The organism is Bacillus sp. PS217 (genome assembly GCF_037963535.1).
Taxonomy (GTDB): Bacteria; Bacillota; Bacilli; order Bacillales; family Bacillaceae; genus Bacillus; species Bacillus subtilis.
Genome location: NZ_CP150157.1, coordinates 1114461 through 1140353 on the forward strand (window position 1 = coordinate 1114461; position 25893 = coordinate 1140353).

The window sequence follows — 25893 nt, forward strand, 5'->3', positions numbered from 1 at the left end:
ATTATACTAAATCGAAAGCGTGTGTCCTATGAAAAAGCCTATGCAAGAACTTCAAATAATAAAGCAAGTCCAATTCCGCCGCCGCTTCCGATGGCTGCAACCACATATTGACAGTCTGTCCGTCTTTTCGCTTCATAAAACAATCTGGTTACCAGAGCTGCACCTGATGCACCGTACGGATGGCCAAGAGCTAAGGCGCCGCCGCGCACATTGATTTTTGAAAAGGGAATGCCGAGTTCTTGCGAGCAGACACAAATTTTGACGGCAAAGGCTTCATTGATTTCAAATAAACCGATATCCTCAGGTGTTACATCGTGTGTATGTAAGAGGTTACGGATCGCATCAACCGGTGCCGCGGGCGGATAGTTGGGGTGAATGCCGCTGACAGCGCTGCCGATAAACCGAAGCACAGGCTTAAGTCCGAGGGCTGCCGCTTTTTCTTCTTCCATTACCAAAAGAGCGGCTGCTCCGTCTGCTATGCCGCTGCTGTTGGCTGCTGTGACTGTTCCGGAGCTGGTGTCGAAAACCGGCTTTGCACGGGGAATAATCGCTTCTATCGGCCGCGTTTTCAAAAATGCTTCGTCCATCTCCAATTCCCCAAGAGCAACAATTTCTTCACGGTAAAATCCTTCATCATGCGCGTTCCTGCTGCGTTGATGGCTGAGAAGCGCGTACTCATCCTGCATGCTTCTGCTGATGGAATAGCGTGCAGCCGTATATTCTGCCGCAATGCCCATGTCTGGATCGCCGATGGCATCTGGAGAAAAGCGGGCCCGTTCTGAAAAAGGGGATTGGCTGCTGTTTTCTGAGCCGCCCGCGATATACATCGTGCCGGCTCCCGCTTGAATAAGGCTGCAGGCATAGCGCACAGCTTCAAGGCCGGAGCCGCACTGTCTGTCAATTGTCATTCCGGGAACCGATAAAGGCAGTCCGGCTTGAAGGGCTGACAGTCTGGCGAGGTTGCCGCCTCTGCCGGTAGCGTTTCCGAGAATGACCTCGTCAATTTGATCCTCTAGCTTTCGGCTGAGACAGCGGATGATGGGAGCTGACAAATCCTCCGGCAGGAAGGGCTTCAGCAGTCCGTTTTGATTTCCAAAGATCGTTCGTTTTGCATCAACAATAACCGCATTCATTTATACTGTATACTCTCTTCCAGCCATTTTTTCACGCTGGAACGGGCAATTTTTCCGCTGCTCGTTTCCGGCAAGCTGTCTGCAAACACCCATTTTTTCGGAATTTTATAGGAGGCTAATTTCTGTTTACACAAGGCTTTCAGTGTTCTGGCATTAGCGTTTCCATGAATGACAGCTACAGCGATTTCTCCCCAATACTCGTCGGGAATGCCAACGACAGCCGCGCTTTCAACCTCTGGGCAGGCGAGAAGCACACGTTCAATTTCTTCTGGGAAAATATTTAATCCTCCGTACACGATCATCCCGTTTTCTCTTCCTGATATGTATAGAAAGCCCTCTTCATCAACATAGCCCATATCATCCACTGTCATCCATTCATCTGGTGTGCTGCCGTTCACATAGCCGGAAAACCGCATCGGGCTGTTGACAAATATTTTTCCGACTTCGCCTGGCTGACAGCGTTCTCCTTCAGCGTTGCGGATTTCGATCCGGACATTATGAAAAGGGCGGCCCGCTGAATGCGGTTTCCGTTTGCTGTCTTCCGGTGAAGAAAACGTCACAAAACTAAGCTCTGATGTGCCGTAAAAATCGTACAGCTTGAGATGAGGCCATGCAGCGGCAAGCTTCTCCTTGGATTCTGCCGGCCAGTCTGCGCCGGATGAAATGATTTTGACGGGACTGTCGGGAAAACCCTCAATCCTTGTGAGGGCGTCTGTCATCGTCGGTACGGTATAGAGAACACTGATGGATTCACGGCACAGCCATTCCTTCGCTTTGGCAGGAGAAAACTTTTTCAGCAAACAAACGGTTCCTCCGAGAAACAAAGTGCTGACTGCCCCGTATAAGAAGTGAGAGGACATTAACGTCCCGGGAATCAATACCGTGTCATTTGATGAAATTGAAAAATCTGTTTCTGTACAGGTAAAGCTCTCTATCCATGAGCGGTGAGATCGCGTAAAGGCCTTCGGTTTTCCTGTCGAGCCCGACGTAAATCCCATATAAAAAGGGTGCTCCGGATCAATGGTAGGCAAGGGATCAGCGGCTGCCTCAGAAATATCTGCCATACAGTTATCCAGCAAAACAACAGGTGTCTGGCTATCTGTCAGTTTGTTTTTAAAAAAGGCTAAAGTAACCACAAGATCCGCATTGCTTATGGACAGCCGCTCCTTACATTCTGCCGCGCTCCAGCGTGTGTCGATGGGAATTGCCGTACATCCAGCCGCTGCGGCTCCGGCAAACAGCTGTAAAAACGCCAGACTATTTGGGAGCAGGATCGCCACACGATTCGGCATGCTCGGCTGTGACCGCAGCCAATTTGCGGTTTGAAAGACAAGCCGATCCCAATCTTGGTACGTGATTTGCTCCGATTCAGTCTGGATCGCTACACGGCCGGGCGATGTTTCGGCGGTAGATGAATAGGTATGGGTAATTGTCATGTAGTGTCATCCTCCTTTTGTAAACATCGTATCAGAAAGAGACAAGGCTTGAGTGATTTTTATCGCCAGAAATGCAGATACAGCCGCTTTTATCAAATCACCAGGCACATATGCAAGGCTCATGAAGGCGGCCTGTGACAAATCAATATGCATGATAAAAGCTTGTACCGGTATACCAAGCAGATAAATAAAGATGATGCCGAATACGATATGAGTGAAAAAGAGACGCGATACTGTCACCTTCCGCAGCCTGTTAGCGGCTAAACTGATCAGCCATGAAGCGAGGGGATAAGCAATCAAAAAGCCTGCGCTCGGTCCGAAAAACACACCAAAACCGCCTCGTCCGCCGGGCAACAGCGGCGCTCCGAAGGCGACGAGCAGCAAAAAGACAAGCTGGCTTAAGAAAGCAGACTTTGGCCTGAGGATGCTGCCTGCCAACATGACACCAAGCGTTTGCAATGTAATCGGAACGGGTGTAAAGGATAAGAAGAGAGGGCATAAAGCCGAGCACTGCCATCAGTGCGGTGAAAATAGCAATATGCATCATGTCGATTAATTTCAGCATGTGAAATCCTCCAAACAGTAATCAAATATGGTTATACAATAAATGCAGGCAATTATTATGTCAACTGATTTTTAATTTAAGTTTACATAATGAACGCAAAAAAACCGGCCGTATGGCAGACCGGTTTTTGATGGTTATTCTTCTGTCAGGATGACAAGCGAATCAACGGAAGCGGCCACATGGGAAACGGCACGGCTGACTTCCTGAAGCCCTCCAAGAAAGGCTTGCAGATCGACGTCGATTTTGCCTGATTGCTCTTTGCTGATTTTCATGCTGTGGACGATTTCATCGAATAAGCGGTTAATTTGCGTCATTTTTTCTTTACTTTCGCTGACTAGCTCATTCACGTCTTTGATATGCTTGGATACAATGTTGATTTGTGTATTCGTATTGTTCACAAGCTCAGAAACAGTAGAGACGGTTTTTTTCGTATCCTCAGAAAGCTTCCGCACTTCATTTGCCACGACAGCAAAGCCTTTGCCGTGTTCTCCGGCGCGGGCGGATTCAATAGATGCATTGAGCGAGAGAAGGTTTGTTTGTTCAGCTATGCCTGTGACGATGCCGAAGATTTTTTCAATTTGCTGCGCGATTTCATCCAGCTTGACCATTTCTTTTTCGATTTGGATAAGGCTTGTGTCAATTTTGTTCATCTGTTTTTGCTGGACTTCTAGCTCTTTTTTTCCGCCGATCGACTTTTCTTCAACAGTGCTGGATGTTACAGTGCCGGCTTTGGATGCTTGAGAAATGCCCTCAGATTTGTCCACAAGCTCTTGAACTGATCTGCTTGTTTCTGAAAACAGATTGGCAATCGATCCAGAGGTTTCTTGAATTTTCTGATGAAGAAGGTTTTTCTTTTCTTCTTGTTCATCACGGGTTTGGTTGTACTCGCTTTGAAATGCTTCAAGGACAAGCTGCTGTTCTAAGTTCAAGATTTTTGTTGTTGCTTTAATGGCTTTTAGCAGTTCTTGCTGATTTGTAATGGATGCTTCATAAATGTCAATCATTGACAAAAGAAGCTCTTGAAACGCACCCATATACCATTTTGGCAAAAGGCCGATTCTTAAATGGATGGAGGCGATTCGGTTACGCTTTTCAATAAATTCATCATCGATAACGCCTGCAAACATTTCCTGAATATGCCGTTTTAACGTTTGTTTTAAGCGGTCAACTGAGCTGTGATCATTAATGATATCCATCAATGAGCTTTCATGGTCAAGGTTTTTATAAAACGCATCAACGATATTTACGATATTTTCTTGAATGAGTGGCTGAAGCTGCTCTAACACGTAAAGCTCAGCATCTCCCAACCTGACCATTTTGAGCTGTTTTTTGACATCTGCATGTTTGTTTGTGAGCTGAATGCGGTTTTTTTGCTGTCCGTTTGAATCTGAAAAGTAAGCTGTTTCTTGTTTTCTGTCTTTTTTAAATAACAATACAATGATCCCCCTTGGGAAAAATATAATTTTTACTTTTTGGCTTTTTAAGCCTTTTTCTTTTTTATCGGCCAAGGGAAACATGAATGAAGCTGCAGATGAAAAATATTTGAAAAACCGTTCATTAAAATGAACGGTTTAATCGAGATCTATTTGTTTTAATGGTTTAATGGCCGGACCCTCTACAACTTCGCCAGATGGCTTAAAGCGTGATCCGTGGCACGGACAATCCCACGTATGCTCACTGTCGTTCCACTCGACCTCGCAGCCTAAATGGGTACAAGTCGTATCAACGAGATGGAGGCAGCCTGTCTCATCCCGAAATGCTCCCGCTCGCCTGCCGTTTATGGTGACGGCTTTCCCTTCTCCTGGCGAAATGTCTTCAAATTGGACATCAGGCTTTTCAAGCTTTCCTTTAATCAAATGCTTGGCGACATCGGCATTGTAGGAAATCACTTTCTGCAACCCGGGATTCAGATGGAAACGGGACGGAGTGAAAATGCTTTCGTATGGATTGTCTTTTTTCTCCACAAGGTCTGACAATAGAGTGGCTGCGACTGCTGAGGACGTCATGCCCCATTTTTTGAACCCGGTCGCTACTAGAATATTGTCCTCATTTTCCGACATCGGCCCGATAAACGGGATTTTGTCGATCGTCACTAGATCTTGTGTGGACCAATAATATGGAATGCTTTCGATGCCGATTGTGCTTTCGGCCAGTTGTCTCAGTGTTTCATAATGTGTAGACATGGCTTTTCCCTGGCCTGTTTTATGGCTTACTCCGCTGAAGAGAATCAGCTTTTCACCGTTTACAACCGTATAGCGGAGCGCCACTGACGGCTGATCGATACTCAAATACATGCCCTCGGGATACTCGATCTTCGGCTTGATGGCAAGGACATAAGATCTGTCGGAGTACATTCTCGCAGCATATAATCCGCCTCCGTCATAAAAAGGGAAGTGGGAACAGCATATGATAAAGCGGCTCTTAATGGCGTGCCGGCTTTTTGTTACCACTTCGGGCCTTTCGCCTTTTTTGATATCAAGCGCAACGGTCTCTTCATAAATTCGGCCGCCTTTTTGAACAATTTGCTCCAGAAGCGCTTTTAAGTATTGAAGCGGATGAAATTGAGCTTGATTCTTCATGACAAGCGCCAGCTTAGAACCTAAGGGAATTGGAAGATCCTTGATAAGGTCTCTTTCAATTCCGAGCTTTGTGTATGCCTCATGCTCGGTGCGGATTTTTTGAACAGCGTTTTCATTTGCCGTATAAAGATATGCGTCTTGCTCGATCCATTCACAATCAATTTGATGTTCATCCACAATGCCTTTTATGTAATCAATTGCGTTTTGGTTTGCTTCATAATAAAGCCTCGCATGGTTTAATCCGAAATGGCGGATAAATTCGTCGTATATCATGTCATGCTGTGCGGTAACTTTAGCAGTTGTATGCGCAGTGGTTCCGTTAAGAACCTGATTTGCTTCAATCAAAACGACACGGAAGCCTCTCTTCGTAAGTTCATATGCCGTTGTGATTCCCGTAATCCCGCCTCCGATAATGGTGACGTCACATTCAGTGTCCTCTTGAAGCGCAGGAAAAGAAGGCAGGTCAGTTGATGTTTTCCAGTATGTTTCAGGTGCTTCCTTTGCAAAATGTTGATTAGCCAAGCCGTTATACCTCCAATCAGATTTATTCTTAATTTTTCCATATTCTATCTTTTCATACATAGGAAGCAGGCATTGTTCATAACATAATAAGGTTGAAAAGGAGTGATTTCATTGGCGAATCAAAAAAAGAAAACATTACCGCCTCAGCACCAGAACCAGCAGCCTGGTTTTGAATATCTGATGGACCCGCGTCCGGTTTTTGATAAGCCGAAGAAAGCGAAAAAATTAGAGGGCAAAACCGCTATTATTACTGGAGGAGACAGCGGGATTGGACGCGCTGTCTCGGTGTTATTCGCAAAAGAAGGAGCTAATGTGATCATTGTGTATTTGAATGAACATCAGGACGCCGAGGAAACAAAGCAGTATGTAGAAAAGGAAGGGGTAAAATGCCTGCTGATTGCAGGAGATGTTGGGGATGAAGCGTTTTGCAATGATGTGGTCGGGCAGGCAAGCCAAGTGTTTCCATCCATTGATATATTGGTTAACAATGCAGCTGAGCAGCATGTCCAGCCCAGCATTGAAAAAATCACCAGCCACCAGCTGATCAGAACCTTCCAAACAAACATTTTTTCCATGTTTTACTTAACAAAGGCAGTGCTGCCTCATTTAAAAAAAGGGAGCTCTATTATTAATACCGCTTCAATTACCGCCTATAAAGGCAATAAAACGCTGATCGATTATTCAGCGACAAAAGGCGCGATCGTTACGTTTACAAGGTCCCTTTCCCAGTCGCTTGTTCAGCAGGGCATACGGGTCAATGCAGTGGCACCGGGTCCCATTTGGACACCGCTTATCCCGGCCAGCTTTGCCGCAAAAGACGTGGAAGTGTTTGGTTCAGACGTGCCGATGGAACGCCCGGGACAGCCGGTCGAAGTGGCGCCAAGCTATCTATACCTTGCCAGCGACGATTCCACATACGTCACAGGGCAGACGATTCACGTCAATGGCGGAACAATTGTGAACGGATAATAAAAAGCCAATCCTTGAAGGATTGGCTTATTCGCTCTGCTTGAGCGCTGCATATTCTTTAGAGAGCGTAAGAAACGCATCTTTATCTTTTTCGTCCAAGGCTTTGTTAATTTGGTCCGTCAGCATGGCAAGCCGACGGTTATACAAGGATTCATCGAGCACCATTTGAATGTAAATATCCGTCATTGTGACATCGAATTCTTTTGTTTTTTGCGTGTTGCGGGACTTCATGAGCTCAGTGTACGATTTTTTCTCTTTCATAAAGAATCCCCCCAATGCCTTTTTTATAGTATATGGATAACGGTCGAAAAAATCAATAAATTTTTATAATTTTTAGACAACTAATACTTGGCAATCTATCGACATATCCTGCAAAATGCCGTAAACCGGCAAGTCTTATGAAAGTAAAATCGGTTTATTACTAGTCATTTAGTACCATTAAATATCATTAAAAGATGATTTTATCTTAAATGTTAAAAAAACCTGTCGTTTTACAAAAACAGATGATAGATTATTAGTATAAATTTTGCAGAAAAAGGATGGAGGCCATAATATGAGTCAGAAAACAGACGCACCTTTAGAATCGTATGAAGTGAACGGCGCAACAATTGCCGTGCTGCCAGAAGAAATAGACGGCAAAATCTGTTCCAGAATTATTGAAAAAGATTGCGTGTTTTATGTAAACATGAAGCCACTGCAAATTGTCGACAGAAGCTGCCGATTTTTTGGATCAAGCTATGCGGGAAGAAAAGCAGGAACTTATGAAGTGACAAAAATTTCACACAAGCCGCCGATCATGGTGGACCCTTCGAACCAAATCTTTTTATTCCCTACACTTTCTTCGACAAGACCCCAATGCGGCTGGATTTCCCATGTGCATGTAAAAGAATTCAAAGCGACTGAATTTGACGATACGGAAGTGACGTTTTCAAATGGGAAAACGATGGAGCTGCCGATCTCTTATAATTCGTTCGAGAACCAGGTATACCGAACAGCGTGGCTCAGAACCAAATTCCAAGACAGAATCGACCACCGCGTGCCGAAAAGACAGGAATTTATGCTGTACCCGAAAGAAGAGCGGACGAAGATGATTTATGATTTTATTTTGCGTGAGCTCGGGGAACGGTATTAGAAAAATAGGAAGGAGCTGACCGAACAGGGCAGCTCCTTTCATAAAGCTATGCCGTCGGAATTCCTCCGGTGATGCCATATACCTGAGATGTCACATAGCTTGAATTCTCTGAAGCTAGAAATACATAAACATCGGCCAATTCCACTGGCTGCCCAGCGCGATTTAATGGAGCTGGCGGCGTGCCTTGTCCGAATTTCGGGATGTTTTCCGTCGGCTGTCCGCCGGAAATTTGCAGCGGTGTCCAAATTGGTCCGGGCGCAACTGAATTTACTCTGATGCCTTTGGAAGCAAGCTGTTTTCCCAGTCCGACGGTAAAGCCGATAATGGCGTTTTTCGTTGCTGCGTAATCTAACAGCATCGGGCTTGGATTATAGCCTTCAACTGAGGTAGTTGTGATAATTGAAGCTCCCTCCGGCAAATACGGAAGCGCCGCTTTTACAACCCAGTAAAGGGAAAAGACGTTCACTTCAAATGTTTTATAGATTTGTTCAGTAGGCAGATCTTCGATGTTTTCGACTGCTTTCTGTTTGCCTGCAACGAGCGCTAGCACATCAAGTCCTCCGAGCTCCTGCTGCGCCTGTTTGACCAGATCTTGGCAAAAGGATTCGTCGCTCAAGTCTCCGGGGATCAGCACTGCTTTTCGACCTTCTGCTTCGATCAGTTCTTTTACCTCTTCAGCATCTGGCTGTTCCTCGGGCAAGTAGTTAATGGCCACATCGGCACCTTCTCTGGCGTAAGCAATTGCGGCAGCGCGGCCGATACCGGAATCGCCGCCCGTGACAAGCGCTTTTCGACCCGTTAGTTTACCTGATCCTTTGTAGCTTTTTTCTCCGCAATCAGGGACAGGTTTCATGTTCTTTTGCAGGCCTGGCGGTTCTTGATATTGTTCGGGAAATTCATCATGAAAAAATGCTTTTATAGGATTCGTAAGATTTGAATCAGACATCAGCAACGCTCCTTTTCTGTTTGGTGTACATTCGTATGTGTACCCCTGAGCATAAGCAGAAAAACATGTTTTGGCAGTTTGAATAGTGAAGGAAAAAGAAAACAAGAAAAAACAAAGCCTTCTTCCATATTTATCTTGTCAAATAAGACTATATGAATTATGATAAATTCGAGCTATAAATCAACTAAATATTGGGTGTTGAGGGAGTGAATCGTCATGAAAAAAGCGGTGGCGGTTTTGCTGTCACTCGGTCTCGTTTTCGGTTTTTCATACGGAGCTGACCATGTGGCGGAAGCCAAAACAAAGGTGAAGGTCTATAAGAACTGCAAGGAGTTAAACAAAGTATACAAAGGCGGAGTGGCCCGCACATCGAAGGTGAAAAACAAAGGCGGAAAAACGAAGTACAAGCCTTACGTTTCTAAGGCACTTTACGATGCCAATAAAAAGAAAGACCGCGATAAAGATCTTATCGCCTGTGAACGGTAAATAAGAAAAAGCAATCTGGTGTCCAGATTGCTTTTTTTATGCTTAGGCCGCCTGATCGGCCGCAGCGCTTTTCGCCTTCCTTGTCATAAGGCTGACTGCCGTCATGACCGTGATATTCAAAAGCAGGGCGACGATGCCTACATTCAAGTCTTTTGCGGCTTGCGGCAGAGCCGGAAATAAAGTGCCGATCGTCGTTTCCGTCATTGTAATATAAGTAACTGCTCCGACACCTGCAATAATGCCGGCGAAGGCCCCCTGTTTTGTCACCATATTATGCTTGAACAGGCTGAACAAAAGGGCGGGGAATAGCTGTGTGACAAGGCTGTAGCCCATCAAAAGCAACGTAACGATGGTATTCCCGCCTTTGAAGGTAAAATACACCGAAATCAACGCAATCACCGGCACTAAAAACTTAGCAAGAGCCGATACTTGCTGTTCTGTCGTGCGGGGCGCAATTACCTTGTACACATTTTTTGCAAACAGCGTGGAGGCGGACATTAAGATCATAGACCCTGGCACAAGTGCTGTCAGCAGTCCGGCAGCACCGATAATTCCGACAAACCAAGGGTCAAATGCTTGCAGAGACAGTCTCAAAAGCGATAGATCCCCGTCTGCGCCTTTCAGATCTGGAACTTGCAGGATAGCCGCGAAGCCGACGAAAAGGACAAAGAGCAGGACCAGCTGGTACAAAGGCATGATGATGGCGTTTTTACGAAAGACTTTTGGGTTTTCGGCTGAATACGAAGCGGAAAACGTGTGAGGCCACATGTAAAAACCAAGCGCTGTCAAGAGTACGGTTGAACTGAACCAGGCCACACTTTGTCCCGATTCGGGGAGCGTAAGAAAGCCAGGCTTTGCCGTTTCAATCTGCTGAAACATGTCTTGAAATCCGCCGTAGTAATGAATTGGCAAATACACACCTAAAAACAGAACGACAACCAGAATCATGATGTCCTTCACAACCGATATCCAGGCAGACCCGTGAATGCCTGAAACCATAACATAAACCGTGATGGAAACAGCGCCGATCCAGATGGCAGCGGTCGGGGTGATTTTGCCGTACGAGGTTTCCGATACAATCAGCCCGAGGCCTTTCAGCTGCAGTACAAGATAGGGAATGAGTGCGGCGATGCCGACCAGTGAAACGAGAATGCCAAGCAGCGGACTGTTGTATTTTTTTGTGAAAAAATCAGACTGCGACATTAGTTTATGCTGTTTCGCGTACGTCCAAACTGCTGGAAGAAGCCAGTAAGAAAGGATGTAGGCCAGACATCCGTAGGCGATGATATAAAAGGCTGGACCGCCTTTTCCGTAGGCCCATCCGCTGCCGCCGAGAAACGTAAAAGTAGTATAAATTTCGCCTGCCATCAAAAGGAAGACGAAAACAGTTCCGAAGCCGCGCCCTCCGACCGTCCACTGCTCCAGGTTCATGTCTTTTCCTTTTTGGGCGCGTATACCGAGAAAAATACTCAAGAGCAGGACACCGAAAATGATGATGAGAGCTGCATTCATTCTGCTTCCTCCTTTTTATTTTCCTTGTCGAGGACATACACAATCGCCATCAGCGCAGAGGTCAAAAGAGCCCACATCACAATATAGGCAAGAATAAATGGCATGCCGAACACATAGGGGGTCACCTTATTTGCAAAAGGGATGCCGAGTAAGATTCCGATAAAGGGCAAAGCGGCAAGAACGTGAATCAGTTTCATAGAATCCTCCTTCTATTTAGGATTGGGGTGTACAAGCCCAAGCGTACTGAAAATGATGTCGCAGATATGGCAGCACATGTCACTTTTTAGGGTGAAAGGCTGTGGTTCGAATTATAAATAAATTTATTTTGTTTGTATAGTGTGAATTGTCTGAAATTAATGATCTGAATCGCCCGAAGAGGGAACGGGCAGTGTGATTCAAAAGGCTCGGAGTCTGTCCGGGGCAAATAGATAGTATGTTAATAATTCGCTGACCTGCTCACGGATTCGCGGATTAAAATAGCGGTGCTTTTCTTCATAACCGTCGATCACAAATGTATAGAGCGTAAAGGCCTCATCGCGTTCCGTCTCGCGGATTGCAATTTTTCTTTTCCTCAGTTCTTTTCTGACCTCCATCAAATCCTTTTGTGCTATTTTTAATGATTCGCCGATAAGCTGTTTATAAGGATGCTTCAATTTTAATGTGCTTTCTTCAATTCCGGCGAGATCACGGTTAAAAATCGTAATGGCCATGGGTAAAAAGAGAGCCCGTTCAATTAAATCGTATATTTCCTCCTGCAGATTTGGCATGTTGACTCCTTCTTTCTAAGGGAACGTTTGTTCTATTTGTATTCTATATCGGCTGGTGAAATGTTTCAAGACAGAAAAAATCACCAAAACTTTTTAGTTTTCTGCTGATAATGTGTAGAATAAGGATAGACAAACCCGGTAAGGAGTATAAATGTTGGAGCATTTTTTATCCTATTTGACACAAGAACATTTAACTGAATTATTTCAAAGCTATAGGGCTTTCGGTCCGCTCATTGCTGTGCTGCTGCCTTTAATTGAAGCATTTCTCCCGTTTTTGCCGCTGATCGTGTTTGTGGTGGCGAATACGAACTCGTTTGGCTTGTGGGAAGGATTCATCCTGTCCTGGGCGGGATCAACTGCTGGTTCCATTCTCGTCTTTTTGATTGTCCGTCAATACGGACAGAGAAAATTGCTTGGATTTATCCGCAGTCATCCGTCTGTCAGAAAGCTGATGTTATGGGTGGAAAGACACGGCTTCGGTCCCATGTTTCTTCTGCTTTGTTTTCCATTTACACCGTCAGCCGCGGTGAATGTTGTTGCCGGTTTGTCAAGGATCGGAACGCGGCCGTTTATTTTGGCGGCAGCCTCGGGGAAGCTTGTCATGATTTTTATGATCAGCTTCATCGGATATGATCTGCACGCGCTGATTACACAGCCGATTCGAACGGTCATCGCCGTATTGGTGATCACTGTCTTATGGTATGTCGGCAAAAAGGTGGAGCGGTATCTGCATGTAAGAGCCAGTCAGCGTGAGCATGATGGAGGGAGACAGTAACATGAAAAAACGGTTTTGGTTTCTTGCCGGTGTAGTGTCCGTTGTTCTCGCCATTCAGGTTAAAAATGCTGTCTTTATTGATTACAAGGTAGAAGGCGTCAGTATGAACCCGACCTTCCAGGAAGGAAACGAATTGTTGGTCAATAAATTTTCGCATCGATTTAAAACCATCCATCGTTTTGACATTGTCCTTTTTAAAGGCCCTGATCATAAAGTGCTGATTAAACGGGTAATCGGCTTGCCCGGTGAAACGATCAAATATAAAGATGATCAGCTGTATGTGAACGGAAAGCAGGTTGCTGAGCCATTTTTGAAGCATTTGAAATCTGTTTCTGCCGGCAGCCATGTAACGGGTGATTTTTCTTTGAAAGATGTGACGGGAACAAGCAAGGTGCCGAAAGGAAAATATTTTGTCGTTGGAGATAATCGCATATACAGCTTCGACAGCCGGCATTTTGGTCCGATAAGAGAAAAAAATATTGTCGGTGTGATTTCTGATGCCGAATAAAAAGACGCTAATGGAAGAGGCGTCTTTTTGTATGCCGTTTGGAAAAATGTGTTGAAGAAAAATTTGTAAGGAGCTATAATCAAAATTGTTACCTACGTAACAAAATTTATATATTTTTTGATTGGAGGGCCGTTTTTATTGGTTTTTGTTCGTTTTTCATGAAACAAAAGGAGTGGTGAATGATGATGAAATATGAAGCAGTGATTATAGGAGGAGGACCGGTTGGATTTATGCTGGCTTCTGAGCTTGCGATGGCCGGAGTGGGAACATGTGTGATTGAACGGCTTGAAAAACCTGTTCCGCATTCCAAGGCGTTGACGCTGCATCCCCGAACGCTGGAGCTCCTTGAGATGAGAGGGATTTTAGAGCGGTTTGTATCCAAGGGAAGCAAGATACCTTCCGGACATTTTTCAATGCTGGATACCCGTCTGGATTTTTCAGGCTTGGATACGAGCTGTCCTTACACGCTTTTGCTCCCGCAGTCAAAAACAGAAAAACTGCTTGAAGATCATGCACGAAGCCTGGGAACAGAGGTGTTTCGGGGTGCCGAGGCGCTGGCGGTTACGCAAAACGGGGAAGCGGTCCAAACGATTTTTAAGGATCGGGACGGCAGTGTACGGACGATCACAAGCAAGTTTGCCGTTGGTGCAGATGGCGCCGGGAGTACCGTCCGGAAACAGGCGAAAATTGAGTTTCCGGGAACAGACAGCACTGTCACCGCTGCGCTTGGGGATGTGGCGCTCCTTTCTCCGCCGGCGTCAGGCGTGCTGTCCCTTTGCACAAAAGAGGGCGGTGTTATGATTGTTCCGTTATCTTCAGACCGATATCGTGTCGTTGTGATCAGCCCTTATCGCACGCAAACGCCGAAAGATGTGCCTGTGACTGAGGAAGAGCTGAAAGCTGACCTCCTGCGAATTTGCGGAACTGACTTTGGTTTAAGCGACCCTTCGTGGATGTCGCGGTTCGGGAACGCCGCGCGCCAAGCGAAACGGTATCGGGACGGCAGAATCTTTCTTGCGGGTGATGCCGCGCATATTCATTTTCCAGCGGGCGGGCAAGGACTGAATGTTGGCCTTCAGGATGCAATGAACCTCGGGTGGAAACTGGCGACGGCCATCAAAGGCTCTGCGCCTTCATGGCTTTTGGACAGCTACCATGACGAGCGGCATCCGGCAGCTGAAGGGCTCCTGAGAAACACGGAGGCACAGACAAAGCTGATCGATTTCACTCAAGCAGGCCTCCATTTGCGAAGCATGATGTCGGAGCTGCTGGCCTTCCCTGATGTCAATCGATATGTAGCGGGGCAAATTTCTGCGCTCGATGTCAGATATGAAGCTGATCGTACCATGCCGCCGAATCGTTTGAACGGGGCACGGCTCCCTGACATGAAGCTGATTCTTTCCGACGGCAGTTCGGAATGGCTGTACAGCTTTCTCCAAAACGGGTCATTCGTTTTGCTGTCATTGAGGCAGGAAGCTGATGAGCATATCGAAGTGAAAGGCTTACGTACGGTAACCGCCTCGCTTGCAGAACCGAATGAAAAGTTGCGGGATGTGCATACCATATTGGTTCGTCCCGATGGACATGTAGCCTGGGCGGTGGATGCATCAGCGCCCGATTGTGCCGAGGTGATTCAAAAAGGGATCAGCCGCTGGTTTTCCGTCACCAGCCGAATATAATTCAATTCGATTGTTTCATCTGTAACAAAACGGTATGATAGAAGAAACAATCGAATGAAAAAGGATGGAAAACCCGATGAACACAGATCATACAAAACGCAATCTTTTTGAATTGTATGCGGAGCTCATTCATCAGCAGGAGAAATGGGAGGGGCTTATTAAAGCCTTTTTATCTGACGAATTGAGGAAGCTGGATGTAGAGCACGGGAGTAAATCTCAATTGACGATGACAGAAATTCATGTTCTATCTTGTGTCGGGGACAATGAACCAATTAATGTCACGTCGATAGCAGAAAAAATGAATACGACAAAAGCGACTGTATCACGCATCAGCACAAAATTGCTCGGCGCAGGCTTCCTTCGCAGAACACAGCTCAGCGATAATAAAAAGGAGGTCTACTTCCGATTGACGCCTGCTGGAAAAAAGCTGCACAGTTTGCACAAATATTATCATCAGAAGGCTGAACAGCGTTTTTTGTCATTTTTTGACCGCTATACCGAGGAAGAGATTCTTTTTGCGGAACGGCTGTTTCGGGATCTGGTGACAAAATGGTATCCGTCGTCAGAAGAAATTGAAGGGGGTCTCCCGAGCATTTTTAAATAAAAAACACGCACTGCGGTGCGTGTTTTTCGCTTTTTTCTATCTTTTTCAAGGCTGTAACGTAAATCAGATTTCCTCTTGAAGAATGAAATTCAAGATGTTCAGGAATTTGCCCTGCTTATACGATATGTCTATTAGTATCTTTAATTTACACATTTTCTACTGTGTTTTTGATGCTTTGTTTTCAAGTGAAATAGGGTCTTCTGTTTTAGTTCTCCTAATCTTTACAGAAATACCTACTAGAATGACCGCCATAGTTGTAAATATTCCCATGGTTAATAAGATCGTATCCTGGTTTAAACTCCATCCAATTAAGAAAGAGATGATCGCTCCTCCGAAACTTGCCGAGGCAATAAATAAACTTGTAACTTCGTCAACGTACTTCTGAATAATGATTGATGCTAGTGTTAAAGCAATGGGAAATATCCCCGCTATACTTAGGCCAATCAAAAATGTACCACCCAATTGAAGTATTGGGTTACTTATATAAGAGAAAGCAATCAACAAAACAATTAAACAACTACAGCTAAAAAGAAGGTATTTGGAAAAATCAAGCCTTCTACTTACGAAACCAATCAATATTCTTCCTATGATGATCCCTACCCAGAAAAAGGAGACACTTATAAGACTAATTTGTTCATTGTCTTGGTTTATCATGATTGAAGGTAAAAAGTTGGCAAAATTTGTTTCGATTCCAGCATATAGGAAAGCAAAAAATACAAAAAAGCCTAATTGCTTTGATTTTTTTCTATCTCCTATAAAGTATTGAAATGCTCCTCCATCTGGAAAGGTCACTTGTTGGTTGGCATTCTTAGCGTACTTTCGGTTCTTGGACAAGAAAATTAACCACCCTACAAATAGGACGAATAAAAAGGTGAATATACAGTAATACGGTAAAAACCAGTTATTGATATCTATGAAAGAATTAATTAATAATGGGAAAGATAAAGCGCCTAATCCAAAGAGAACTTCCAGCTTACTCATTTTTTCTGCATTACTTTCGAAATTAGCAATAACAAACGAACCAACTGTCGTTTCTAATGTGCCTGCCCCATATCCTAAGAGAAAAGCCATTACAATAATATAATACCAATCCTTGGTTAGAAAAAAGATACTTAACGCTGCAAGCATTATTGTCAAAGCTAAAGTAAGTGTCCTAAAATGACTGTATTTCTTAATCATTAAAGGTGCGATTAATACTCCGCTTAGAAATCCGGTAAACTGAAAAAAGATTATGACCGAAATATCATCTGTTGTCTTGTTAAAAGCCTCTAATAGAAATGGCGTCAAACTCCCTGTTGATATATGGATAATACCTACTGTAAAAAAGAAAGCATATCCAAATAAATATGTCCCTCTTAACATTCATTACACCCCTATATGAAAAAGCAGGAAAGTAAATTCCTGCTTTTTTAGTAACTTCTCTCTTTGAAATACTAGTTGACTGCTGAAACAGACATGGGTTGAGAGTTGCTGTCTTTCTCAAAGAACATTTCTAACACTTCCTGAGATCTAAAACCATCACTAAAAGAAGGGATCTCAACCCAATCATTCTGAGTTGATGCAATCCAATTGATTAACTCGCTTCTAAAAGAATCAGCCCATCCATAAAACTCGTTTGGCGGATCGTTTAATAGGCTTTGCGGTACTGGGCAGTCTACCACGTTCAAGCCATCTATGAGCTTGTAAACGTGAGGATTACCTGTGTGGTATTTAAACTCTTTTTTGTGTCCAACTACCTCAATGCTAAAACCACAGTCTTCAGGTACAGAACACTTTGATGTGATGATATTTACAAATACCTTGTTCTTCAGCTGGCCATAAATTTCTGCATAGTCATCTACGAGTACCTGTTTATCCTCTTTTGTTTTTACATTTGTGTTCATTTTTGCCCTTACTGATTCTGTGATGAAATCACTCTCAAACAAATACCATACCATGTCAATAAGGTGAATACCCAGATCCCCCAATGATCCACTCGTCTTCTTACTGTTAGCGTCATCTCTCCAAGTAAACTTCTTACGCCTAAGTGCACTATTTTTCTTGAAGTGTACTTTTATGGACAGTATGTTACCTAGTTCATTATTGATAATTAAGCTTTTTAAGATATTTACGTAAGATAAATATCTATAATTAAATCCCATACTGGCTCTTACGCTCAACCTTTCAGCAGTATCTTTCATTATGCTTGCTTCTTCAAGAGAAATAGCCATAGGCTTTTCACACAAAACATGCTTATGTTTTCCTAATGCTTGCAAAGCATGTTCTTTATGGCAAAAGTTTGGTGATGCTACAATTAAACCTTCTGAGGCATCAATTAGTTCATCTGCGTTTTCAAATGACTTCCCGCCGAAAGTTTTCACAAAGCTTTCCGCGTTTTGTTGATTTATGTCATATACCCCTACTAACTCTGCATTTTTTATTGTAGATAAAGCAGTTGCATGCGCTCTTGCAATACCACCTGCACCTATGATGCCTATCTTCTTCATTTTTATTTCCTCCTCATGATCCAATTAATTTTTTTAAGGTATTAGTAATTCCTTTTGAGTACTCACTATCAGTTATAAGGTGGTGCAAGTTTTTTGCTTCCTGTGTTGCATTTTTTAGCAGATATCCATTCCCTACTGTCTGTAACATACGAACATCATTTCCACTATCCCCAAATGCGATAGCTCTTTCGGTATTTAGGTTGTATTTCTCTAACATAAACGTTACAATTTCATTCTTTCCTGTCCCTGTGGGGATAAAATCTACATCATAGCTGTCTTCTGGATCGCCTGCTAAGGGATTACACCGATTTATATTTACTGAAACGCCGTATTCCTCGCAGATTTTTTCAATTGCTAATAGGTTTTTCTTGTCGTTTATTTCATCTTGTTCCTGATAGTAGAAGTTATGCTTATACCGTGACTTTCCTAATTGAGTTTGAGGATTCAAAAGAATGTTATGATTTTCATGCAGCTGTTTCACAAGTTTTTCAACCTTTTCTTTACTAAACCCTTCATTTATGCGACTGTTCCACTTATTATCTTGCTGTCCGAAGTTATGCTCAGAAAAGTACGTAATTTCAGTTCCAAGATCACTAGCTATAAAATGCGGAAAATATCTAAATTTTCCTCGTCCCATTTTATCGAGAATAGATTCTATACTGCTTCCAGTAACCCATCCGATTATTAGCTCCCCATCTTTACTTTTTTGTTCTAGATAGTCTTCGAGTTCATAGATGTCTTGTTGTTTTTGTTCGTCGATTGTATGCGGAAAATACGTTTCATCAAAATCACAAAAAACAATATACTGAGGATGTTCAACCGTGGATAACGTTTTATACTCCGATTTCTTGCTTAATAACATGAAACAGTCCCTCCATTACTCTGTCTTGTTCTTCTAAAGTAAATGACGGATATAAAGGCAAATGCAGTACCTGACTATGAGCCTTTTCCGTATGAACCAATTGGAGTCCTGCATACTTGTCCTGTACTAAAGGAGTTTTTTGCATATGAGACAGTATTGGATAATATACATCTGTTTGAACACCAAAATCTTCATTTAATTTAGTCATGATATCTGCTCTATCTTCTGTTCTCACCTTAATAGGAAACAGATGCCATACATGATCTTCACTTAATTCTGGTAATTCAATAAAGCCTTTATTCTGCAATTCTGCTAATTGGGTAATGTATCTATCCGCCAAGAACAGTCTTTTGAAGTTGTTTAATGAAAGGTACTTCATTCTCTCTAAACCAATTGCTGCCTGTAAATTGTCCATTTTTGAATTAAATCCAAAATTGATGACTTTCTTATTTTTCACATTTACTTCAAAACCATGATAACTAAATTGAATGCATTTTTTAGCGAGTTCTTCATTATCAGTTGCTATTGCCCCAGCCTTGCCACATACACCAAAATTCTTATAGGGATTAAAACTTAATGTAGTGATGTCTGCATACTTTCCTAAGTCTGTCAGTCCAATACCTTGGCAGGCATCTTCAATTACTTTCAATTTATGACGATTTGCGATTTGACGGATATGCTGCATGTCTGAATGTTTTCCGTATAAATGCACAGGTAGAATAAACTTTGTATAAGGAGTTATTGCTTCTTCAATTTTGTCAGGATCGATGCAGAATGTTTGTGGGTTAATATCTACATAGATAGGAACGCCTCCCAAAGCTAACACAGCATTTTCAGTAGCTGAAAAGCTATTAGCCGGCATGATAACTTCATCCCCTGGGTTTAACCCTAAAGCCAATAAACCTATCATAATAGCATCGGTTCCACTGCTGGTTGCAATTACATACCTTTTATGTAAATATGTAGATAAAACTTTTTCGAATTGCTCTAAATAGGGGCCACTCGTAAATTTTCCAGTTGGCAAAACTTCAGTTAATGTATTTAAGATATCTTCCACTTCATCATTGGTTATTAATCTGTCTACAGGCAAAAAAGGGACTTTACTGATTTCACGATTTTTTTGATAGTTGAAAAGATCATGTTCAATATCTATCTTTTCCTTTAATACTTGTTTCCACCGCTCGTTTACAATACTGTCTTCAATAACAAGTTCTTTTCCTTGTACGTCACCTTTTAAGTGTTTTAATAGTGACATGTTTTCTTTGCTTTTACCTGAAATCTTAACCTGTTTTTGCATGAACAGTACCTCCAATGATTTTATAATCTAAAAATTTATTACAAATTTATCCTAATTTCTGAAATCGGTAACATGTCAACAACTTTTTTAAGGAAGGGAAAATATGCCTACAATTGATGAAATAGCAAAATTATGCAATGTGTCTAAAACCACAGTGTCAAGAGTATTGAATAATCATCCGTATGTGTCGAAAGAAAAAAGAGATATGATCTTAAAGGCAATTAACGAACTTGACTACACTCCCAATTATTTAGCTCGGAATTTTAGGAGAAATAAGACACAAACGATAGCTTTATCGGTTCCGAGTATCGACCATCCATTTTTTGCTCAATTAATAAAAGGGGTCTCTCATGAAGCACTGTTTAAGAATTACAAGGTAATTGTATTTCAGACCTTTTATGACAAACAGACGGAGCTAGAATTATTAGAGTTATTGAAACATAAAGAAGTGGATGGCATTATTCTTGGAACTTTAGAAAATGAATGGGATCAGATATCCCCTTTCTTAAAGTATGGTCCTATCTTATTATGTAATGAATATCATCACTCAGCGGACATCACGATAATTGGGTATGATGAATTTGAAGCCGCATACATGGGGGTAGTACATTTAATTGAAAGAGGGCATAAAAAAATTGGGTTTTGTTTTGATACTCCATATAGCGAAGCTCAATGTCAGAGGAAAGAGGGTTACTTGAAAGCTTTACAAGATTACAATTTACATCATAGAAGCGAATGGATATTCGGCGAAATGTTTAATATCGAGGATGGCTTTCGTGTTTTTCATAAGATAAAGGATCTAAAGGACAGACCCTCAGCAATATTTACAGGAAATGATCAAGTCGCCGCAGGGATTATTAAACAGGCGATGAAAAATGGCTTTAAAGTTCCAGAAGACTTAGCTGTAATTGGTTTTGACAACCAATTGATTTGCCAAGTCGTTACTCCGACCATAACAACAATTGATATCCCCGTAATAGAATTAGGCCAACAGGCTGTGTTGAAAATCATCGAGTCCATTTCGGGTAATGCCTCTTTAAACAGAAGAATTATTAAACTGCCAACAAAGCTTATTATAAGAGAATCAACGTAACGATAGATTTCCCTTTATCATTTTATATCTTTATATAAGAAAAAGAGGTTATTCATTTTAACCTCTTTTTCAATCGTAAGTCGTCAATTATTTCTTTCATTTCACCCTCTGGCAGCACTCACTTCAAACCTGATCCATTAACAACGAAATATCCGCTTATATTTCCCCATCTCGATGGTTTGCGAATTAAAAGTTCTTGAACCTTTTTTTCAACTAGGCACTACTGCCGCTGATTGAGCTCTTTTTGTCTTTTTTTTCACCATGAAGATGGTGAAGCAGACGATAAAACGGCGGCAGCAGGGCAATAACCAGAATGACGCGAATGACCTGAACCGCAACGACAAAGGTGGAATCAGCGTGTAAGGTAACTGACGTCGTCGCCATCTCTGCAATCCCGCCGGGCGCAAATGCCAGAACAGAAGTGATGAGCGAAATTCCTGTCAGCTCGGAAACGATCACGGCGCTCAAAAACATTGCTGCGATTAAACCGACGGACGAGACAAACCCGACGATGATAATACGGGTGACGCCGGCAAACATGCTTTTGTACATCTTAGAGCCGATCGTTGCCCCGAGAAATACTTGTGATACATGGTTAGCTTGTGACGGCCACCATGCCGTCATGTCGTGCCCTGTCACCGCAGCTCCGCCAACATGTACAATTGCTACACCGAGCATGCTGCCGAGCAGCCATGGAGCTGGAAATTTTAAAAATTTCGCAGCTTTGCAAGCTCCCCAGGCAGCGAGAATAAGAATGACGGTCCACAAAACGGGAGCGAGCCTAAAATCTGTCGTTGCAGAAGAAATCGTCTCTGCTGCGGCACTTGCGGTACGATCTTGTTTTGTATAGATCAGAATGACTAAAAACGGAATGGAAAGCACCACGAGCAGCACACGCATCATTTGAACGAGGCTGACTATAGCGGTATTGGCGCCTACTTCCTGTGCGATGCTCGGCATGGCTGAAAGCCCGCCGGGAGCGGTGCCGACAAAGCTAGTCATCATATCCGTTTTGCTGAAACGCCAAAGCACATATCCTGACAGCATGGCCAGCAGGATAGACAATATCAGCATAACGCCGACTGAAAACCAATGGTCTTTGAGAACAGAGAGAACGGATAAATTCAGCTTTTGGCCCAATTCGATGCCGAGGATCATCTGCCCGAGGGCGAGCCATCGTCGGTTAATTCCTTTTTGGTCTGGTGCCATCATCAGCCATGCCGGCCGTATCATGGCGAGGCAGCAGGCGACAATCAGTGTTCCGATCATCCATCCAATTGATATTCCGGTTAATGAAAGAATAAACCCCCCGGCTGCACTGATTGCGATAAACCATAGATCTTTGAGGAGATTTTCGTCTTTCTTCAATGTAAAACCCTTCTTCCTTTTTCACGTAACACTCCAATTGTTCACGTAGTGAATGTATTTATTACTATAGTATATTTTTGTTGATAAAGAAATTATGAATTATTTTCTATAAGCGATTCACTTTTCTTATGACCTTGTGTTTGAGCTTTTCTATTGTGTAAGTCAGAGATAAACCCGCTGTCAGCAGACACACGGCAAGAGCGTAAAAAATCACTTCTCCGCCAAATGATGTCAGGATCAGCCCGCCTGCCAGCGGTCCGATTGAGCGGGATATATCCCAATGCAGACCATAGACAGCATAAAACCGGCCCAGCAAATGAGGCGGCGCCAATTTTGATATGAAGGTCTGGATGTGGGTTAGCCCGATGCTTTCGCCAACCGTCATCACCGCTGCCGTCACTAAAAGCATTGTCAGGGAGGTTGAGCATGCAAAACCGGCAGCCGCAAGGGTGTAGCAAATATAAGTAATGAAGAGGATCGTTTTCATTGAAAGCTTTTCGGTCCCTTTGACAAGAGGTACTTGGAGAACACAGCTGAATAAAGCTTTTGCTGCTGAATAGATGGTCAGCATGGACAGATAATCAGAAAACATGTTTTTGCTGAACAGCCTGTATGTTGTTTCTGATTGTGCATATAACATGCTGATGGGGAGAGAGAGCAGCAAAAGAAGCAGGACAGGCCTGTATATTGTAAAGCTCGCGGACATTTTCGGGGTAACAGCTGGGTATAGCGGCTTTGTCTCAGGCAGTTTCAGTGCAGCGATCAGAAAGTAGATAAACAATGCTGCAGCATCTAATGCGAATATCCACACGGGGTTATGATTGTACAGCAGCATCCCCACTAGCGGTCCTGCCGTCAGACCCGTCGAATAGATCGCATTGATGACCGCAAACACTTCCGAACGTCTGCTTTCCGGCGTGCTTTCAGCGATTTGGGCGCGGGAAGCGGGAATGTACAACGATCTTCCGATGCCATTCATGACATAGAGAATAGCGAAAACATACGCATGCTCAGCAAATACAAACCCTGTCATTGCCGCTGATTGAAGAAGCAATGCGGTCAAAATCGCTGTGCGCCGCCCAAGCCGGTCCGTCACCCGTCCTGCAGCGAGCGTCAGGAAAATATCAGCAAATGGCTGAAGGCTGATGATCAGCATTGGCATCATGATACTGCCGTTTAATTGTTCATGCAGATACAGCACCATAAAAGGTCCCATCATTGCACCTGTCAGGCTTGTCAGCAATTCGCCGAAAAAGCGGAGCCGAACGGGAGCGGTATATCTCGATTTTATAGAGTGAAAACTGGTCAACATGTGATCGCCGCCTTTCGCTGTTTGATATAGTAGTAGTGTATAGAAGGGGCGGCGGCCCAAAAAGTGAAGAAAAGAAGAGATAAAAGTTCCCCTTTTGTCGGGAGGTGCGGGGATTGAAGCTGATAGAGCACTACGTGGCGCTTGTAAAAACAGGCTGCGCCGAGTATGGGCAAATGAACGAAATGACGCTCACTGAGATTGCCGACTGTTTATTTTGTACAGAAAGAAATGCAAAGCTCATTTTACATAAGCTGGAGAACAGCAATTGGATTATCCGGGAAAGCGGGGCGGGGCGCGGCCGCAAATCTAAAATCGCGTTTCTTCGGAGGCCTGAGGAACTGCTTCTTCAAACTGCAAAGGAATATACCATGTCAGGAAAGCTTAAAAAGGCAAAGGAGCTGCTTCAGCAGTATCAGTCCGCGTTTCCGGGGCTTCAAAACGAATATAACATGTGGCTTTCAGAGGTATTTGGATTTGTGACGGAGACAGGCGAGAATGGGGCGAAGGATGTTCTGCGGCTGTTCATCACGCCCGAATCTGTCAGCAGTTTGGATCCATGCCAAATATTTTTGCGGTCTGAGGGCCATTTCGTCAAACAGATATTTGATACACTCTTCACGTTTGATTCGGATATGCAGGAGCCAAAGCCTCATTTGGTTCATGGATGGGAAGAGGTCGAAAAAAAACAATGGAGATTTTTTCTTCGAAAAGGTGTGTCATTTCATAATGGACAGCAGCTGACATCGCGGGACGTTGCGTTTACGTTTCAGCGCTTTTTGGAACTGGGTGACAACCCGTATAAATGGCTTCTGCACGGAGTGAAACAAGTCTTAGAAAAGGGCCCTTATTGTGTGGAACTCATACTCGATAAGCCGAATGCGCTTTTGCCGTATGCTCTTTGTGATGAACGGCTGTCCATACTGCCGGCAGAACAGGGCGGCGGGAAAAATGGAACAGGGCCTTTTCAGGTGAATCAGCAACACAGCGGGATGCTTGTGCTTGAAGCCAATGAGCGCTACTTCAAGGGACGCCCCTATTTGGATCGCGTTGAGTTTGTTTTTTCTGAGCAAGCCGGAGAGATGAACGGTTTTACCATTCAAGAAAAACAAACATGCCCTGAGCAGCAAACTGTTTTTGATGAGCGGCATGTTCAGTATTTGTCGCTTAATCTAAAAAAGAAGGGGCCTCTTCAGCACCGAAGCTTTAGAAAAGCGCTCCGGCTGCTGATTTCCTCTGAACGGCTCGTTCGTGAAGCGGGAGGGCACCGAAGAATCCCGGTTACGTCCTTTTTGCAACCGAGTTCTTTTGAGTGGGAGGGCGTTTCACCATCTGAATTGTTGAAGAAAAGCGGATACGAGGGCGAAACAATCGTGCTTTATACCTTTTCGGAAACGGATCATCGTGAGGACGCCGAATGGATTCAAAATATTTGCGCCCAGCACGGTATCAGGCTTACACTTCAATTCTGTGATGCTGCTGATCTGCGACGGCCGGAAATCGTGCAGATGGCGGATATCATTCATGACAGTGCGACGTTTTATCAAGACAGCGAGTTTGGTTTTCTGCATTTGCTGCTGTCGGAGAACAGTTTCTTGTATCAGCATCTATCTGAAAAGCTGACACAGATATGCTCAGGAATGACAGAGCAGATGTTTTCCATGCCTGACCGTTGTTCGAGAATCAACATCCTGCGTGACATTGACCGGCAGATGATACAGGAGCTGAATGCGATCCCGCTGTATCAAAATGTGCTCCAGGTGACATCAAGTAAAAATGTAAAAGGCCTGGTGCTTGATGAAGAGGGATGGATTGATTTGTACTCCGTATGGCTGTCCAAATAAAAAGAGGGTTCTTTTTTGAAC

24 protein-coding genes and 1 pseudogene are annotated in these 25893 nt (G+C 43.6%); 9 read left to right on the forward strand and 16 right to left on the reverse strand.

Annotation, left to right across the window (positions count from 1 at the left end; genetic code table 11):
- Window positions 1–38: 38 nt before the first annotated feature.
- The 5 genes and pseudogenes from NSQ83_RS05830 to NSQ83_RS05850 form a co-directional block, all read right to left on the reverse strand.
- Window positions 39–1133, reverse strand: coding sequence for an acetyl-CoA C-acyltransferase (locus NSQ83_RS05830; protein WP_160221473.1), 1095 nt, complete (start codon window positions 1131–1133; stop codon window positions 39–41).
- Window positions 1130–2569 (reverse strand): acyl-CoA synthetase, encoded by a 1440-nt coding sequence (locus tag NSQ83_RS05835; protein WP_032730442.1) that lies wholly within the window; start codon window positions 2567–2569, stop codon window positions 1130–1132. Before NSQ83_RS05835 ends, NSQ83_RS05830 begins: the two co-directional genes overlap by 4 nt.
- 6 nt (window positions 2570–2575) lie before the next feature.
- Window positions 2576–3134, reverse strand: a pseudogene (locus tag NSQ83_RS05840) (biotin transporter BioY).
- A 134-nt stretch (window positions 3135–3268) separates the two neighbouring features.
- The gene (gene hemAT / locus NSQ83_RS05845) at window positions 3269–4567 is read right to left on the reverse strand and encodes a heme-based aerotactic transducer HemAT (RefSeq protein WP_015252424.1); all 1299 of its coding nucleotides are present in this window, start codon (window positions 4565–4567) and stop codon (window positions 3269–3271) included.
- A 138-nt stretch (window positions 4568–4705) separates the two neighbouring features.
- On the reverse strand, window positions 4706–6235 hold the full coding sequence (locus tag NSQ83_RS05850) for an FAD-dependent oxidoreductase (RefSeq protein WP_015252423.1): 1530 nt from the start codon (window positions 6233–6235) through the stop codon (window positions 4706–4708).
- A 111-nt stretch (window positions 6236–6346) separates the two neighbouring features.
- Between NSQ83_RS05850 and NSQ83_RS05855 the strand changes: the two genes are divergently transcribed.
- Window positions 6347–7204 (forward strand): SDR family oxidoreductase, encoded by an 858-nt coding sequence (locus NSQ83_RS05855; RefSeq protein WP_160221474.1) that lies wholly within the window; start codon window positions 6347–6349, stop codon window positions 7202–7204.
- A gap of 27 nt (window positions 7205–7231) precedes the next feature.
- Here the strand turns inward: NSQ83_RS05855 and NSQ83_RS05860 are convergent, their stop codons facing one another.
- Window positions 7232–7465 carry an IDEAL domain-containing protein gene (locus NSQ83_RS05860; protein WP_003233142.1) on the reverse strand — a complete coding sequence of 78 codons (234 nt, stop codon included), beginning with the start codon at window positions 7463–7465 and terminating at the stop codon, window positions 7232–7234.
- Between the two features lie 292 nt (window positions 7466–7757).
- On the opposite strand from NSQ83_RS05860, the gene comK reads away from it, so the two are divergent.
- Window positions 7758–8336, forward strand: coding sequence for a competence transcription factor ComK (comK, locus tag NSQ83_RS05865; RefSeq protein ID WP_029317573.1), 579 nt, complete (start codon window positions 7758–7760; stop codon window positions 8334–8336).
- Between the two features lie 46 nt (window positions 8337–8382).
- Here the strand turns inward: comK and NSQ83_RS05870 are convergent, their stop codons facing one another.
- Window positions 8383–9282, reverse strand: coding sequence for an SDR family oxidoreductase (locus tag NSQ83_RS05870; protein ID WP_076457899.1), 900 nt, complete (start codon window positions 9280–9282; stop codon window positions 8383–8385).
- Between the two features lie 216 nt (window positions 9283–9498).
- Between NSQ83_RS05870 and NSQ83_RS05875 the strand changes: the two genes are divergently transcribed.
- A complete protein-coding gene (locus NSQ83_RS05875; RefSeq protein WP_160221475.1) occupies window positions 9499–9768 on the forward strand; it encodes an excalibur calcium-binding domain-containing protein in 270 nt (89 codons plus the stop codon).
- Between the two features lie 42 nt (window positions 9769–9810).
- Here the strand turns inward: NSQ83_RS05875 and NSQ83_RS05880 are convergent, their stop codons facing one another.
- From NSQ83_RS05880 to NSQ83_RS05890, 3 genes are all read right to left on the reverse strand, one after another.
- Window positions 9811–11280, reverse strand: coding sequence for a sodium:solute symporter (locus NSQ83_RS05880; protein ID WP_122895185.1), 1470 nt, complete (start codon window positions 11278–11280; stop codon window positions 9811–9813).
- Window positions 11277–11477, reverse strand: coding sequence for a DUF3311 domain-containing protein (locus NSQ83_RS05885; RefSeq protein ID WP_003224377.1), 201 nt, complete (start codon window positions 11475–11477; stop codon window positions 11277–11279). Before NSQ83_RS05885 ends, NSQ83_RS05880 begins: the two co-directional genes overlap by 4 nt.
- A gap of 198 nt (window positions 11478–11675) precedes the next feature.
- Window positions 11676–12047 (reverse strand): hypothetical protein, encoded by a 372-nt coding sequence (locus NSQ83_RS05890; RefSeq protein ID WP_160221476.1) that lies wholly within the window; start codon window positions 12045–12047, stop codon window positions 11676–11678.
- A 151-nt stretch (window positions 12048–12198) separates the two neighbouring features.
- On the opposite strand from NSQ83_RS05890, the gene NSQ83_RS05895 reads away from it, so the two are divergent.
- From NSQ83_RS05895 to NSQ83_RS05910, 4 genes are all read left to right on the forward strand, one after another.
- Window positions 12199–12822 (forward strand): VTT domain-containing protein, encoded by a 624-nt coding sequence (locus NSQ83_RS05895; protein ID WP_010886465.1) that lies wholly within the window; start codon window positions 12199–12201, stop codon window positions 12820–12822.
- 1 nt (window position 12823) lies between these two features.
- The gene (gene lepB / locus NSQ83_RS05900) at window positions 12824–13330 is read left to right on the forward strand and encodes a signal peptidase I (RefSeq protein WP_003233128.1); all 507 of its coding nucleotides are present in this window, start codon (window positions 12824–12826) and stop codon (window positions 13328–13330) included.
- A 179-nt stretch (window positions 13331–13509) separates the two neighbouring features.
- A complete protein-coding gene (locus NSQ83_RS05905; protein ID WP_160221477.1) occupies window positions 13510–15009 on the forward strand; it encodes a monooxygenase in 1500 nt (499 codons plus the stop codon).
- A 76-nt stretch (window positions 15010–15085) separates the two neighbouring features.
- Window positions 15086–15613, forward strand: a complete 528-nt coding sequence (locus NSQ83_RS05910; RefSeq protein WP_160221478.1) for a MarR family transcriptional regulator — start codon at window positions 15086–15088, stop codon at window positions 15611–15613.
- Between the two features lie 156 nt (window positions 15614–15769).
- Here NSQ83_RS05910 and glcP read toward each other — a convergent pair whose 3' ends face one another.
- The 4 genes from glcP to ntdA all read right to left on the reverse strand — a co-directional run bounded on the left by glcP (window position 15770) and on the right by ntdA (window position 20258).
- Window positions 15770–16975 (reverse strand): glucose/mannose transporter GlcP, encoded by a 1206-nt coding sequence (gene glcP / locus NSQ83_RS05915; protein ID WP_041335551.1) that lies wholly within the window; start codon window positions 16973–16975, stop codon window positions 15770–15772.
- Window positions 16976–17046: 71 nt separating this feature from the next.
- Window positions 17047–18099 (reverse strand): glucose-6-phosphate 3-dehydrogenase NdtC, encoded by a 1053-nt coding sequence (ntdC, locus tag NSQ83_RS05920; protein ID WP_015383282.1) that lies wholly within the window; start codon window positions 18097–18099, stop codon window positions 17047–17049.
- A gap of 13 nt (window positions 18100–18112) precedes the next feature.
- Complete coding sequence (ntdB, locus tag NSQ83_RS05925; RefSeq protein WP_032721285.1) at window positions 18113–18961, reverse strand: kanosamine-6-phosphate phosphatase; 849 nt, start codon at window positions 18959–18961, stop codon at window positions 18113–18115.
- Window positions 18933–20258: a 3-dehydro-glucose-6-phosphate--glutamate transaminase gene (gene ntdA, locus NSQ83_RS05930; protein ID WP_198878837.1), complete on the reverse strand. Its 1326-nt coding sequence runs from the start codon at window positions 20256–20258 to the stop codon at window positions 18933–18935. Before ntdA ends, ntdB begins: the two co-directional genes overlap by 29 nt.
- Window positions 20259–20361: 103 nt before the next feature.
- Between ntdA and ntdR the strand changes: the two genes are divergently transcribed.
- Window positions 20362–21351 carry an NTD biosynthesis operon transcriptional regulator NtdR gene (ntdR, locus tag NSQ83_RS05935; RefSeq protein ID WP_003245736.1) on the forward strand — a complete coding sequence of 330 codons (990 nt, stop codon included), beginning with the start codon at window positions 20362–20364 and terminating at the stop codon, window positions 21349–21351.
- 213 nt (window positions 21352–21564) lie between these two features.
- Here ntdR and NSQ83_RS05940 read toward each other — a convergent pair whose 3' ends face one another.
- Together NSQ83_RS05940 and NSQ83_RS05945 are read right to left on the reverse strand one after the other, a co-directional pair.
- On the reverse strand, window positions 21565–22719 hold the full coding sequence (locus tag NSQ83_RS05940) for an AbrB family transcriptional regulator (protein WP_003233112.1): 1155 nt from the start codon (window positions 22717–22719) through the stop codon (window positions 21565–21567).
- Between the two features lie 106 nt (window positions 22720–22825).
- Window positions 22826–24031 (reverse strand): MFS transporter, encoded by a 1206-nt coding sequence (locus NSQ83_RS05945; RefSeq protein WP_198878838.1) that lies wholly within the window; start codon window positions 24029–24031, stop codon window positions 22826–22828.
- A gap of 113 nt (window positions 24032–24144) precedes the next feature.
- On the opposite strand from NSQ83_RS05945, the gene NSQ83_RS05950 reads away from it, so the two are divergent.
- On the forward strand, window positions 24145–25872 hold the full coding sequence (locus NSQ83_RS05950) for an SgrR family transcriptional regulator (RefSeq protein ID WP_198878839.1): 1728 nt from the start codon (window positions 24145–24147) through the stop codon (window positions 25870–25872).
- Window positions 25873–25893: the final 21 nt, after the last annotated feature.

Coding starts and splice junctions, on each gene's coding strand:
- NSQ83_RS05830 (WP_160221473.1), bottom strand. CDS start 1,133: ATGAATGCGGTTATTGTTGATGCAAAACGAACGATCTTTGGAAATCAA.
- NSQ83_RS05835 (WP_032730442.1), bottom strand. CDS start 2,569: ATGACAATTACCCATACCTATTCATCTACCGCCGAAACATCGCCCGGC.
- NSQ83_RS05860 (WP_003233142.1), bottom strand. CDS start 7,465: ATGAAAGAGAAAAAATCGTACACTGAGCTCATGAAGTCCCGCAACACG.
- comK (WP_029317573.1), top strand. CDS start 7,758: ATGAGTCAGAAAACAGACGCACCTTTAGAATCGTATGAAGTGAACGGC.
- NSQ83_RS05870 (WP_076457899.1), bottom strand. CDS start 9,282: ATGTCTGATTCAAATCTTACGAATCCTATAAAAGCATTTTTTCATGAT.
- NSQ83_RS05875 (WP_160221475.1), top strand. CDS start 9,499: ATGAAAAAAGCGGTGGCGGTTTTGCTGTCACTCGGTCTCGTTTTCGGT.
- NSQ83_RS05880 (WP_122895185.1), bottom strand. CDS start 11,280: ATGAATGCAGCTCTCATCATCATTTTCGGTGTCCTGCTCTTGAGTATT.
- NSQ83_RS05885 (WP_003224377.1), bottom strand. CDS start 11,477: ATGAAACTGATTCACGTTCTTGCCGCTTTGCCCTTTATCGGAATCTTA.
- NSQ83_RS05890 (WP_160221476.1), bottom strand. CDS start 12,047: ATGCCAAATCTGCAGGAGGAAATATACGATTTAATTGAACGGGCTCTC.
- NSQ83_RS05895 (WP_010886465.1), top strand. CDS start 12,199: ATGTTGGAGCATTTTTTATCCTATTTGACACAAGAACATTTAACTGAA.
- lepB (WP_003233128.1), top strand. CDS start 12,824: ATGAAAAAACGGTTTTGGTTTCTTGCCGGTGTAGTGTCCGTTGTTCTC.
- NSQ83_RS05905 (WP_160221477.1), top strand. CDS start 13,510: ATGATGATGAAATATGAAGCAGTGATTATAGGAGGAGGACCGGTTGGA.
- NSQ83_RS05910 (WP_160221478.1), top strand. CDS start 15,086: ATGAACACAGATCATACAAAACGCAATCTTTTTGAATTGTATGCGGAG.
- glcP (WP_041335551.1), bottom strand. CDS start 16,975: ATGTTAAGAGGGACATATTTATTTGGATATGCTTTCTTTTTTACAGTA.
- ntdC (WP_015383282.1), bottom strand. CDS start 18,099: ATGAAGAAGATAGGCATCATAGGTGCAGGTGGTATTGCAAGAGCGCAT.
- ntdB (WP_032721285.1), bottom strand. CDS start 18,961: ATGTTATTAAGCAAGAAATCGGAGTATAAAACGTTATCCACGGTTGAA.
- ntdA (WP_198878837.1), bottom strand. CDS start 20,258: ATGCAAAAACAGGTTAAGATTTCAGGTAAAAGCAAAGAAAACATGTCA.
- ntdR (WP_003245736.1), top strand. CDS start 20,362: ATGCCTACAATTGATGAAATAGCAAAATTATGCAATGTGTCTAAAACC.
- NSQ83_RS05945 (WP_198878838.1), bottom strand. CDS start 24,031: ATGTTGACCAGTTTTCACTCTATAAAATCGAGATATACCGCTCCCGTT.